We start from the raw sequence: 13,451 nt of genomic DNA, 5'->3' as shown, positions 1-13,451 counted from the left end.
TTAATAGTGTACCATGTTTTCTTGGTATTTTGCTGCTTGGCGCGGTGAAAAAATGGACCATTCCGGAACTGCGTGTTTCACTTGCATGAAAATAACGGTTCGATCATCTCCCGGTAAAGAATAGGTTTCTTCTAACTTTTTCACAAAGCGCTCTGCACTCATCGTTGGATCCTGTAATATTTTCTTATAATACATCTCTTGCTTTTCAATGGAGGTATTTGCTGAAAAGACACCATCAGAAAGCATTACTAATACATCTCCGTCTTTCACATCCACTTTCCTTGCCTCGATTGAAAAGGTTGGTAAAAATCCAAATGGCACATGTTGACTTTCAATTTTCCGCATTTCATTTCCTCGGATTAAATACGTGGACATACTTCCTGCTTTCCAGGACCAAAGCTCTCCGTTTTGTAAGTCTATTAACGCTAGATCAACTGTAGCATAACTATCTGTGTCATCTTGCAAACTCATCATGTAATGCAGCGTATGCATCGTCGTTTCTGGATCCATTTTTTTATTGAGACATTCGCGCATAAATTGCATTACCCTTCTACTTTCTCGGTGTGCCTCCACATTATTTCCCATTCCATCGGATAGAATGACCGCCAATAACCCGGGATGTAGTTGAAACACAGCATGTGCATCCCCCGAATAAATCGTATTTCTACTTGAAGATGTATAAATATCATGTGTTACGTCAAAGCGTACGGATGATTTACAAGTCATTTGCACATGTTCATACGGATGGTGCATCTCTTTCATCGATGTAATCTCGAAAGGCTCTTTCCACAAGTCATATAATATCGGTAAAATCAACCTCTCTCCAGTCATTTTCACTTTAGACTCTGTCGGTAAACAACAGACAACTTCCATTTGGCCAATTTCAATATTTAAAACGTCAATTTGGAAGTACGGAATATTACATTGCTGGAACTTTTGTTTAATTTCTTCTTCATGGGAAGTATATAATGTCACCTCATTTTCTAAATTACTCATGAGCTCCCCCATATGATTCCCCATATCACGAAGTTTTAGTGCGAACATTTTTTTACCATGTTGCATTTCATATGATAATTGTTTTTTCGCTTCCTTCTCCTTTAATTCTTTCATAATTTGAGCCGGCTTTATACATTTGTACTGCATTTTCTTTTCTATTTGAAATCTCGATTTATTAGGTTGCTCCTCCCATTGTTTCATCAATGCGGGCATTCCATTCGATTTTTCTCCCCAGCATGTTTCATAACGAAAACAAGACTGACAAATGGGCAACGAGGATGATTGTCCTTTTTGAGCCGCCGCCTTCGGTTCAAATCGATCTGATATAAATCCCGTGATGAAGTCAACAAAATGTTGAAACTCCTGAAGCTGATGATTCACCTTTTCAGTCATCCATTTTTGTCTTCTTAAAAGGATATTTGAAGTATCCGGAAATAGTTGATCCTTTAATGTTGTGATCCAGCTAGATGGAATAATAAAAAACAATAAAGAGGCAGTAACTAGAGATCCGATATAAACGGCATCTAACGGTAAGGTTCGGTCATATAGTAAAAAGAAAAAGGTCGCTCCGAGCATACCAAATGCCTGCCACAGTCTACCGAAGGGCTTATGAAGTCCCGCGAAAAAGCCAGTTAATGCATATACAGCAATCATTCCACTAAAACTGAGTTTAGAAATACTCAACACTGTCCCGGCGAGTACAGCAACTACCGTTGCAAGCTGAACACCTCCCACAGCTGCCGATACTGCGATAACCAAATGTGTAAATATTAATGGAACTGATACATATCCAAAAATAAACGAGGACATCCCAGTTAAAACTAATGCCCCTATAAGTAATGCAGCCCCCATTCTTTCGGCTGTCCACCTTTTGTGGATGAAGTCTGGCATAGGAAGAAAGAGCTGAAACAAAAATATCGTCATAAATAAAGCTAGTACCCCTTCATATGCAATCGCCAACCAAATGGTTCCAGGAATATCACCGGCGTACGAAACGTATTGCCATATAGACTGGATAATGACGACATCCATTAAAACAAAGAGTGGAATTGGTACTTTCTTTATAATCCTTTTCGAATAAAGCGGAAATATAAGCGCTTGCAATGCATGGATGACAACTTGTCCGAGCCCTAATGTCACACTACCAAGTAAGGCTCCTGCCAATGTCCATGGAAGAAAACGTGGAAAACGCAAACTAACGAGTGCCCAGATTGGAAGAAAAAACGGTACAGAAGCTTCGAATAATACAACTTGTGCTAAGAAAAATGAAAGAATGAAAAAAACAATCGTCAGTGAGATGGTCACTTTACGTGCTTGTATACCTTCAATTACCTTTCTAAAAGACAAACCTCTTTTTTGTTCTTGCTCATACATTGTTTTCAAATCATATACCTCCCCGTATTCAACTATTGATCGAAGTATACCTACTGCGTGCACAAAAAGTATGTCTCTTTCTGACAATTACAAATAAAAAGTTTTCGACGCTTTCGGTCATGAATTGAAACTTGTAAATCGACTTGCAGAGTTTCTATTGGGGGATATTCAAATGACACCAAAATGCAGTAACAGTAGTATTTGATTTAGGGAAAAGGAGCGTTTTTTAGACTTTTCTAGTATGTAATAGCTATCACATAGAACAGATAAAAGCTAAGTTAGATTTGTCGGAATAAACTTTCTTTTTTATCTTTTTATAAATTATTAAAAGAAGTATTGACACTTTACCGAAAGGATTGTAATATGTTAATTGTTCGTTAAAACGGCGGTGTAGCTCAGCTGGCTAGAGCACTCGGTTCATACCCGAAAGGTCGTGGGTTCGACTCCCTCTGCCGCCATACATTTTTAATTGATTATTATCTTATTCCTACACGGATAATGTCGGATGGTTTACATAATTATCGGATTAAAAATGATGCATTTTCATATGGCCCCTTGGTCAAGCGGTTAAGACACCGCCCTTTCACGGCGGTAACACGGGTTCGAATCCCGTAGGGGTCATCAAATTAAAAGCATTTTCTAAAGTGTAACTTTAGAAAATGCTTTTTTGTTGTTTTTGTCTATTTTACGGTTAATGATGTATAGAACACATTACTCTTATAAAGGATAGTTTGCGCAATATAGGGATAATGCGTCTTAATTAGTGTCGTCTCACTCCAAGTAAACTTGTTATTTTGAAAAATGGTTGCTTTCACCAGCAATTTGGTTGCTCTCGCGCAGATTTGATTGCTTTCTGAATAGAATTGATTGCTTTCACTGAACAATCTGTTGCCCTAAGCCATTTATTGGGTTCAAACAGTCGAAAAACTGTATAAGATTTTGTATTTCGCAAGACGATACTGAATAAATAAGCAAATTCTATTGATTTTCACTGCAGGCGGCGACTCATGCCGATGCCTACAGGAAGTTAGTCACGAAGGCGTTGCCACACGATGTGGATCCCAGCCTTTGCTCCTCTGAGCAAAATGAGACTTCACTAAGGTGAAGGCTCAATCGCTCCCCGGCGGACACTTCATTCAACTCTCTACGACGCATAATCCCTATAGTGATCAGTATTATATAATTTTCTACAGCACAAAAAAGGCGTCAGCTAAGCTGAGCACCTTTTCATCTATTAAACATTTTTTCTACCGATAAAACAGACAGCATATTATCCTCTTTTTGCGCCTCTGCCGCCGCGCTTAGATTCTGTTGCACGCTTTAACGTAGACAAACGATCTTCACTATCCTTTAAGAATCTTGCCATTTTTTGCTCAAAATTCTCTTTGTTTGGACGATCGCGATCATTTGGGCGATTGTTGTTACGTGGACGCTGAGAACGTTCTGGTCTCTCTGGTCTTTCCGCTTGAGGCTTCGCTTTACGGATAGATAATCCGATTTTGCCGTCCGCTTCAACATTCATCACCTTGACTTCAACAACATCTCCAACCTTCAAATGCTCATTAATATCTTTCACATAATTATCCGCAACTTCACTAATGTGAACTAGACCTGTTGAGCCTCCTGGCAGCTCGACGAATGCTCCGAAGTTAGTGATTCCTGTTACTTTACCTTGTACCTTGCTGCCTACTTCAATTGAMATAAAAAAAATGCTCCTCCTTAAAATTTAAGCGACTCTTTTAACGAGTTAGTATGACTTTTTCATACCGCCCCTACCTTTATTATAGCTAACAAAAAAAGAGTGTCAATAAGACTACTCTTTTATCACTCGTTTTTTTAATTATTTCTCTTTAGTATCTGGAAGCGTAAAGATGATTTCTCCTTCTTCCGAAAGGAAATATTCTTTTCTTAATAATTTTCCAATGTACTCATCGTCATTTAATTTAGAAATTTGAAGCTTTAGCATTTCCTGCTCTTCCTGTACTTTTGCTAATTCTTCTGTCATTTTCTCTTTTTGCAATCGTTTTTCCTCTAACGCTTGATTGCTATTGATCAAAGTGGATATTAAAAATCCTACAAGCGCCAAAGACATGATGCCAAAAACAGCTAAACGTCTAAATAAACGTACCTTTTTTGCTTTTTTACGATTTTCTTGACGTTCTATAGAGCGAACATAATCTGTGTTAATTGCAGCAACTTGTTTTCCAGTAGATACACTTCTTTGCTTTTCTCCCATTTCGCTCGCTCCCGTCAAAGTATCTCAATTTTTCGTGTACTTTTTATTATAACGGAAGTTTGGTTTTTTCTTAAGAGCCAAACGCCATATTTTTTTATATATAAAGTGAAACGGTCGTACTATAGTTGCAAGAATAATTCCTATTAATCGGAAAATTTTATTAATTATTATTATAAATATGCGAATCAGAAACCAAATCGGCTGAATAATGATTCGCAAAAATAATCTTCCCACTAACCTAAATATAGGTTGGAATAATTGCTCATACAATAGTATACCAACTACTTGAGCCAGTGGATCGTATATTCTCCATATACCATCCCGCACACTAAAAAGAATATAAAAAGTTCCTAATCCTAACATAATCCAAACTACTATTTCTAGAGCGATACTGTATTTAAAAACAAAGGTACGCTTTGGAAAACTATTCGTCACAAAGCGTGTTCCTTCAATAATTGCACCTATTACTATTCCACTCAAAACCATTAATAATAAACTATAAAATTGTAGAGAGAGTGTCATCCGAATAGTTTATGAAGTAATCCTCTAGCACCATCTAAATTCTGCTCCTCGTCGTACTGTATTGCCTTAACAACCCCTTCTAGAGTCAGCAAACCTTTGTCTACGTCTAAATGGACAATCTTCAATTCTTCTCCCTTAATCAGAAGTAATCCTTGTGAAGTTCTTACATAAAACTCTTGTTGGTCAAATCGTTCAATCGCTTTTACTGAAGTTAAATCCATTCTTTTTCGATTTCTTAGAGATATTAAATGATCACCCGTTGGAATAGTAATTGTTTGATTTTCTGCTTGATATTGCATATGCTCTCTCCTCTCTTGTCCTAATTCATTGTATGCACGTAAAAAAAAAGCATGACAAATGCGTCATGCTTTTTTTCTTAATCTTCGTCATCTATAAATGCTGGGTCTACTTTTTCAAGTCGCTCTTCTTTAATTATTGTAAACATGGAAGCAGCATCTTCTTTTTTCGCTGAATCTTTGATCGCATCAACAGAAGCAGTGACTACTTTCTGTCCGAAACGAATAGATAACTCATCTCCCGCTTTGACATCGGAGCTTGCTTTTGCCACTTTTCCATTAATGGTAATTCGCCCTTGATCCGCTACTTCTTTTGCAAGTGTTCTTCTTTTAATCAATCTCGAAACTTTTAAAAACTTATCTAATCTCATGTCCACACTACCTCTCTAGTTTCTTCGCATCGTTCCAAAATTTATCGAGCTCTTCTAAATTATAATCTGAAAAGTTTCCTTTTCCCCTTTTAACACTAGACTCGATAAATTGAAATCTTCTTTTAAACTTTTCGTTCGCTTGTATCATTGCCTGCTCTGGAGACAAGCCGTAAAAACGTGCTAAGTTAACAATCGTAAATAGCACATCCCCTAGTTCATCTACTTGCGTTTCTTTTGTACCCGATTGTAATTCTTTTTTCCACTCTGCTAGCTCTTCCGTGAACTTATCCCAAGCTCCAGACACATCTGGCCAATCAAAACCAACTTTCGCCACTTTCTTTTGATAATTGAAAGATGTTAGAAGGGAAGAATCCGAACGCATTTCTCCGTCTAGCAATGACTCTGCATCCTCGTTTTTCTCATCGGCTTTTATTTGTTGCCAATTGCGCAGGACATCTTCTGTACTATTTGCAGTGACGTCTCCAAATACATGTGGATGCCTACGAATCATTTTATCTGAAATGGAGTTCAGTACATCTTCCATACTGAAGTATCCACTATCCTCCCCAATTTGCGCATGTAAAAATACTTGTAAAAGGACGTCCCCTAGCTCTTCTACAATATGGTCATCGTCTTTCTCTTCAATTGCCTGTAATAGCTCATAAACTTCTTCTACTGCATATTTCTTCAATGTTGCATGCGTTTGTTCCTTATCCCACGGGCACCCATTAGGACCCCTTAAATCTGCAACGATTTGGCGCAATGTTTGCCATTCCTTCAATCGTTTTTCTTGCTCACGTATAGGCGGGACGTATAAAGTTGTTAAATTATCCAGCTCCATTACGCGATCCAATTCATATAAAGGTACTTTCCTAAGCTTTTCTTGCGTCGAGCCTGCTGCTGTTACGATGGTCACTTCATAATCATCCGGATACTTTTCCATGAGCGTTAGCTTTACTTCAGATGCACTAAATGCATCATACACTTGTCCAATTAATACATGCGATCCCATTTGAACATCGTCCCGTTTAAAACTAGTACCATCTATTAATTGGAATCCCTCAATTGGATCAATTCGAAGTGCAGCAAAAATTGGGTCTAAAAAGCTTTGACCACCTTCGATCCGAATTTTCGCATGTCCTTTACGCTCTGCTTCGATTAATAACTGCACTGTTTGCTCTGCGACTAGTGGATGCCCAGGTACTGCGTATGTAACGGGAGCATCTTTTGCTAGATTTAGTAAGGTTTGTACTATTTCTTCGTATACCGCTTCAAATTGATCATTTTTTTCATATATTGTATCAAAGCTTGTCCATGTGAGACCTTCTGCTTTCAGTTCCTGCAACACCGGATGCTGCTCTGTACGAACATATAAATGCTCTGCTATTTTTAGTTTTTTATATATACCTAAAGGCAGCTGATCTAGTTCACTTGCTCCAAGTCCGATAATCGTTATTTCATTCATCTGCACACACCCTTACTGTTCTTTATTTAACCACAGCTGGAAAGTGGCCATTCGTCTACCAAATGGCAATAAAAACCACTCTTTCTCCGCTATAACCCGTCTTTTCGCTAAAATAATTAAAAAAATAGTTGCTCCGATTGTCACGGCACTTAAAGATATCACTAGTGCCTCTATGCGACTAGGTAACCAATCCCAAAAATACGCATCCGCTACAAAACTATAGATCGCTACCACTACGACCATTGTTATAGATGAAATAGCAATTCCTTTATAAAATGCGAAAGAAGCAAAACGTATTTTCCAACTTCTTTTAAAATAATAAAACATACATATAAATACAATTACTAAACTAATATTTCCCGCTATGGCTGCTCCTAATACACCATATACTGGTACAAGCATATCATTTACCAGCCATTTACTACATACACCAAGTAATAAAAAAAGTGTAGGAAGTTTTACTTTTCCACTCCCTTGAAGCATCGCCATTAAGGTAAGTATTAGGGACATCCATACGATTTGAAATGAAAACACCATTAATGTGACCGATTCATCTCTTGTTTGAAAAAGCATTTCATTCACAAAAGGAAGTACTACAATTAAACCTAATGCTGCAGCAATGCTAAACGTGAAAGCTACTCGAAACGTAAGCTGCATAAAAGGAATCGCTGTTCGTCCTTTTTCTTGATTCATCCGGTGTGCTACGAGTGGAACGATTGCCAAAGATAAGGTAGAAGCAATAACAATACCTAACTGTACAAGTGGTTGACCACGATCATAGATCCCTTTTGTTTCCATCGCCTGCTGCTTCTCCATGCCGTTTTCTAAAAGTATTTGAAAAATAGTAAATGAGTCTACTAGCTGTAATAGCAAAAATAATAATGCACTTATACTGGCACTAATACTAATCAACGTCAAATCTTTTACAATCGGCCAAAGTTGCACATCTTTCTGGTTGATATGCTCCCTCTTTCGACCAACAGTTTTCCAATAAATATATGCTAAAAATAATACGCCCGCAAGTTCACCCGCTACCGCCCCATACATGGCCATACTTCCCGCTTTATATAAATCGAAGCTTCTCGATACGACAATCCATGTGCCAAGTAAAATAACTGATACCCTGATAGTCTGCTCCACTATTTGCGCATACGCTACTGGCTGCATATGGCCATTTGATTGAAAATCCCCTTTTAACACAGCAAGCATTGGCATTAATAAAATGACGTACGAACCAGCTTTTAATAAATAAGCTAAATTTGCATCCCCCATTGCCTCCGCAAAAAAGCTCGCACCAAAATATAAGACGATAAAAAATAGTATCGATAGTATCCCAATATAGAAAAAAGCAATTCGCTGAACTTGCGGTATTGCATATGTTTTTCCGGTTGATTTATAGTCAGATAGTATTTTAGATAAGGCAACTGCAAAACCATAGGAAGTCCAGGTTGTAATAATTCCAATAAACGGATAAACCTGTTGATAAATATAAAAACCTTCATCTCCTACTAAGTTTTGAAAAGGTACACGATACACAGCGCTTAATAGCTTCACAATTATCGCCGCAATTGTAAGCATCGCTGCTCCTTTCATATACGTCTTCATATTCCAATCATTACTCATAAGTTGAATCCTTCTTCCATCCAGCAATGCATTTATTATACACAAGAAAAGCGGGGGTGTGCAGTATAGGGATAATGCGTCTCGCGACAAGCAAACTTGTTATTTTGAAATATGGTTGCTCTCGTGCTGAATTGATTGCTTTCGGAGTAGAATTGGTTGCTCTCAACTACCAATCTGTCACCCTTATCCATTTGCTGGATATAATAATTTAATAAACAGTGCTTCCTAGCAAGTAAGACTGATAAATAAGTACTTTCTTGTGGTTTGCAGCGGAAATAACAGTCAGTAAGAAGCATTTTCCACTTTGTTCTTCCCAAAAGCACAAAAAAACCTTCCTCTTTTGTTAAAGAGGAAGATTTTTTTAGCTTTCCATTTGTTTTGCCAGGAAATTTGCAGCGGTTTCGATTGCTTTTAGTTCTGCTTCGCCGATAAAATGCACTTTTGATATTAAAAATATTGCCCCAATTGGATCCCCTGATGAAATAATGGGAGCGATACAATAGGATTTAACCGTTTCAAAAATTCCCGGTACCCACTCGACGGAATTTTCATGTTTTTCCATCACAACGGATCTCTTACCTACAATTTCCTCGACATCTGGGCTTAGTCTACGATTTAAGTAATCTTTTTTCGATAATCCTGCCGCTGCAATCATTTCATCGCGGTCGCTTATTAGAACCGGGGTTCCTAGCGTTTCATACAAAGTTTCCGCGTACTCTTTTGCAAAACTTCCAAGCTCGCTTATAGGTGAATACTTCTTTAAAATTACTTCTCCATCTCTATCCGTAAAAATTTCCAACGGATCTCCTTCTCGGATGCGAAGTGTTCGACGTATTTCTTTCGGGATAACTACTCGACCTAAGTCATCAATACGACGTACGATGCCAGTTGCTTTCATGTAATTTGCCTCACTTTCGACAGATTGGAAACTAAAGTTCATTTCTGCCATAGTATGCATCACATTACCAAAAAATATGCAAAGTGGAATTTAGCTTATGCTATTTCTTTTTTTGCTTGTGGAAGAACTAACATCATTTCTTCTAATACGTCAAACGGATCAAACTTTCCTGTTTTCCGTTCATCTATTGTAACGACTAGATTATTATTATCCATCGTAAATCCTACTGCACGTCCGTATTTCATCGATTTCTCTACTAGCAATGCACCATTTATATTTTGCGTTCCTTCTGCACTAAAACGAATAGAAACGATTTTATTTACTTCTTTAATGGATTCTACCCCTGCAGATTTACCATAAATCTTCATACGTGCAATACGAAGTAATTTCTCTGCTTCAAGCGGCAAATCTCCAAAACGGTCTTGTAGTTCGTCTACAAGATCCAAATACTCCTCTTCCTTTTCCATTGCTTTCACACGTTTATACATTTGAATTTTTTGATAGCCATCTGGAATATACTCATCTGAAATATAAGCATCCGTTGATAAAACAATCTCTAACTCCGGAATATCTTCTTTCTTAATCCCTGTTCTTTTTTCTTCTATAGCCTCTTCTAGCATTTGTGTATACAAATCGAACCCAACTGAGTCAATAAACCCGTGTTGCTGAGAACCAAGTAAATTACCTGCACCTCGAATAGATAGATCGCGCATAGCAATTTTAAAGCCGGAACCAAGCTCTGTAAATTCTTTAATGGCTTGTAATCTTTTTTCAGCTACATCCGTTAGCACCTTATCTCTTTGATGCATTAAATAGGCATATGCTACCCGATTAGAACGTCCTACACGACCTCGTAATTGATACAACTGGGACAAGCCCATTTTATCTGCATCATGGATAATAAGTGTATTTACATTTGGTATATCAATACCTGTTTCAATAATGGTCGTCGTTACTAAAACATCGTATTCGCCTTCTAAAAAGCTAATAATAACCGATTCAAGCTCCGTTTCCGACATTTGTCCATGCGCAAACCCTACTCTTGCACTTGGCACAAGCATTTGAATTTCATCCACTTTTCGCGTAATATCTTCTACTCGATTGTATAGATAAAATGCCTGTCCGCCCCTTGCAAGTTCTCGTTCAATTGCTTCTCGTACGAGTGCACCATTAAATTCCATGACATATGTTTGTACAGGAAAACGGTTTTTAGGCGGTGTTTCAATGACAGATAAATCCCGTACCCCAATCATCGACATATGTAATGTACGTGGAATTGGCGTAGCTGTTAATGTCATAACATCAACGTTTGTTTTTAATTGTTTAATCTTTTCTTTATGCTTTACACCGAATCGTTGCTCTTCATCGACAACTAGTAATCCCAAATCGTGGTACACAACGTCTTTGGATAAAATTCGATGCGTTCCTACTACTACGTCTACCATTCCCTTTTTTAGCCCATTAATTGTTTCTGTTTGTTGCTTTTTGGAACGGAAACGACTAAGTAAACCGACTTCAATCGGAAAGTCTTGAAAACGTTCTAGCATCGTTTCATAATGCTGTTGTGCAAGAATCGTTGTAGGACAAAGAAACGCAACTTGCTTTCCTTCCATTACTGCTTTAAAGGCTGCGCGAATAGCAACTTCCGTTTTCCCGTATCCTACATCTCCACATACTAAACGATCCATTGGACGAGCTTTCTCCATATCCTGCTTCACTTCACTAATGGTACGAAGTTGGTCTTCCGTTTCTTCATAAGGGAAGGCTGCCTCAAAGGCTTGTTGCATTTCGCTGTCTGGCTCAAACGCATACCCTACTTCTGCTTCTCGTTTTGCATATAGTTTTATAAGCTCGTCTGCAATATCTTGAACAGCAGCAGATACTTTTGTTTTTGTTTTCTTCCAGTCCGCTCCACCTAATTTATGAAGCTTTGGATCCTTTTCGCCAGAAGCAACGTATTTTTGGATGAGGTCTATTTGGTCGACCGGTACAAATAATTTATCCTCGCCACGATATCGAATATGCAAATAGTCTTTATGAATCCCATTTACTAATAGCGTTTCTATTCCGATATATTTCCCTATACCGTGGTGTATATGTACGACATTGTCTCCGGGCTTTATTTCGGAATAGCTTTTTATTCTTTCAGCATTTGACACTTTTTGTGTTCTTGTTTTTTTCTTATGCTTTTGTTTAAACAATTCAGCATCTGTTATAATAGCAATTCGTTGAAGAGGTAACTCAAAACCTGCATCTAAATCCCCTTCTACGATAAATAAACCAGGCTTTTGTAAATCTCCCGTAGTGGCTCCTATCTTAGAAACTATTTCATAGTCTTCTAGAACAGTATGAATCTTTTGGACTCGGTCCTTTCCGTCTGCTAAAATAATAACGCGAAACTTCCCTTGTATGAACCGTTCCACTTCGTTTTTCAATAAATGCATCTGCCCATGAAAGTTTTGCATTGGTTTACAAGAAATACTTACATTTTTTTTAATCGTTATGCCTGAAAATGTTCGTGAAAACAAAGAAAAGTAGACTTTTTCATTCGAAAGCATTTGAATGATCTCTTTTAATTGGAACGAAGGCTTTACATCATGAACTGTCTTTCCTTCTTCTAGAAGCGATAAAAACCAGTCATTTTCTTCTCTTTCTAACGTCTCTGCTACTTCTTGAATTCTTCCAAGCTCATCAAATAAAACCATCCCATCCTGCTTGAAATAATTCCCTAAGAAGCTATTATCCTCGTCTAACAATGACACGTATTTCATAAACTCTTTCGGTTGCTCACCTTGTTTTAAAAGCTCGATATCATGTTGGATATTTTGATAAAATTGATCTTTCATTTCCTGTATTTTAACTTTTTTTAAGCTTTCTGCTAAAGAGTGTTCTAATCTTTGTGCAAGTAACTTCTTCTTACTTTCAGTTAGAACATACTCGCTAGCTGGGAGTATTCGAACTTCCTTTAGCTTTTCTAGCGAACGCTGATCTTCAGCAGAGAAAGTTCGAATAGAATCGACTTCTGTATCAAATAACTCTATGCGTATCGGATTTTCTAAATAAAGAGGATAAATATCTATAATTCCTCCCCTTAAAGCAAACTCTCCGGGAGCAGTAACCATTGGTTGTCTTACATATCCCATATCCACTAAGTTTTGGAGGAAGTTTTCCAGTATAATCTCTTCACCTTCTACAACAGAGATTATACTTCCTTTCCAATCCTTTACGTTTGGCATATGCTTTTTTAATCCGGCGATTGGTACGATATAAATGCCGTTTTTCTTCGTCAGCATATGATCTAATGCCTCTAAACGCTGAGCACGAAGTTCTGGGCTCGTAATCGATATATCTGCGGCTATAAGCTCATCGGCTGGGTAAAGTCTTACTAAATCCTCTCCAACTAGTTTCACTAAGTCCTCCGACAGTTTTTGAGCGTGCAGCAAGTTTGGCGTGACGATTATAATAGCTTTCTGACGAGTCTTATATAGCATTTCCGTGAAGACAGCTCTTGCACTAGAAGTAAGCCCAGTTATTAACTGTTGGTCATTTCCATTCTCTAACTCTTTTACTAGTTTTTCTATATGTGCATCTTCGATTAATAGATTACTTAAAAGTTCCATTCAATCCTCCCCTATCCAACAAACAAAAGAACTTATTTGGATGATTATAA

Annotated in this window: 10 protein-coding genes and 2 tRNA genes; 2 read left to right on the top strand and 10 right to left on the bottom strand. The window is 37.7% G+C overall.

Features of this window, described 5'->3' with window-relative positions:
- Positions 1 to 2,370: a SpoIIE family protein phosphatase gene (locus tag AC1DFT_RS17095; protein ID WP_478160257.1), complete on the bottom strand. Its 2,370-nt coding sequence runs from the start codon at positions 2,368 to 2,370 to the stop codon at positions 1 to 3.
- 384 nt (positions 2,371 to 2,754) lie between these two features.
- On the opposite strand from AC1DFT_RS17095, the gene AC1DFT_RS17090 reads away from it, so the two are divergent.
- Together AC1DFT_RS17090 and AC1DFT_RS17085 are read left to right on the top strand one after the other, a co-directional pair.
- Positions 2,755 to 2,828: transfer RNA gene (locus AC1DFT_RS17090), tRNA-Met, on the top strand.
- Positions 2,829 to 2,919: 91 nt separating this feature from the next.
- A tRNA-Glu gene (locus tag AC1DFT_RS17085) sits at positions 2,920 to 2,991 on the top strand.
- A 649-nt stretch (positions 2,992 to 3,640) separates the two neighbouring features.
- On the opposite strand, the gene AC1DFT_RS17080 is transcribed toward AC1DFT_RS17085, so the two are convergent.
- From AC1DFT_RS17080 to mfd, 9 genes are all read right to left on the bottom strand, one after another.
- Complete coding sequence (locus AC1DFT_RS17080; protein ID WP_282240958.1) at positions 3,641 to 4,072, bottom strand: S1 domain-containing RNA-binding protein; 432 nt, start codon at positions 4,070 to 4,072, stop codon at positions 3,641 to 3,643.
- A gap of 138 nt (positions 4,073 to 4,210) precedes the next feature.
- Positions 4,211 to 4,606 (bottom strand): FtsB family cell division protein, encoded by a 396-nt coding sequence (locus AC1DFT_RS17075; protein WP_478160217.1) that lies wholly within the window; start codon positions 4,604 to 4,606, stop codon positions 4,211 to 4,213.
- A gap of 24 nt (positions 4,607 to 4,630) precedes the next feature.
- On the bottom strand, positions 4,631 to 5,128 hold the full coding sequence (yabQ, locus tag AC1DFT_RS17070; protein ID WP_478160215.1) for a spore cortex biosynthesis protein YabQ: 498 nt from the start codon (positions 5,126 to 5,128) through the stop codon (positions 4,631 to 4,633).
- Positions 5,125 to 5,427, bottom strand: coding sequence for a sporulation protein YabP (gene yabP / locus AC1DFT_RS17065; RefSeq protein WP_402828551.1), 303 nt, complete (start codon positions 5,425 to 5,427; stop codon positions 5,125 to 5,127). The genes yabQ and yabP overlap by 4 nt, the downstream gene beginning before the upstream one ends.
- A gap of 77 nt (positions 5,428 to 5,504) precedes the next feature.
- Complete coding sequence (locus AC1DFT_RS17060) at positions 5,505 to 5,795, bottom strand: RNA-binding S4 domain-containing protein (RefSeq protein ID WP_478160213.1); 291 nt, start codon at positions 5,793 to 5,795, stop codon at positions 5,505 to 5,507.
- Between the two features lie 7 nt (positions 5,796 to 5,802).
- Positions 5,803 to 7,260, bottom strand: coding sequence for a bifunctional methyltransferase/pyrophosphohydrolase YabN (gene yabN / locus AC1DFT_RS17055; protein WP_478160211.1), 1,458 nt, complete (start codon positions 7,258 to 7,260; stop codon positions 5,803 to 5,805).
- A gap of 12 nt (positions 7,261 to 7,272) precedes the next feature.
- The gene (locus tag AC1DFT_RS17050; RefSeq protein ID WP_478160209.1) at positions 7,273 to 8,883 is read right to left on the bottom strand and encodes a putative polysaccharide biosynthesis protein; all 1,611 of its coding nucleotides are present in this window, start codon (positions 8,881 to 8,883) and stop codon (positions 7,273 to 7,275) included.
- 361 nt (positions 8,884 to 9,244) lie between these two features.
- The gene (gene spoVT / locus AC1DFT_RS17045; protein WP_478160255.1) at positions 9,245 to 9,781 is read right to left on the bottom strand and encodes a stage V sporulation protein T; all 537 of its coding nucleotides are present in this window, start codon (positions 9,779 to 9,781) and stop codon (positions 9,245 to 9,247) included.
- A gap of 95 nt (positions 9,782 to 9,876) precedes the next feature.
- Positions 9,877 to 13,401 (bottom strand): transcription-repair coupling factor, encoded by a 3,525-nt coding sequence (gene mfd, locus AC1DFT_RS17040; protein ID WP_478160207.1) that lies wholly within the window; start codon positions 13,399 to 13,401, stop codon positions 9,877 to 9,879.
- Positions 13,402 to 13,451 lie beyond the last annotated feature (50 nt).

This window comes from Psychrobacillus sp. 05T411 (genome assembly GCF_056396485.1).
This window is presented reverse-complemented; position numbering and strand designations above follow the sequence as displayed.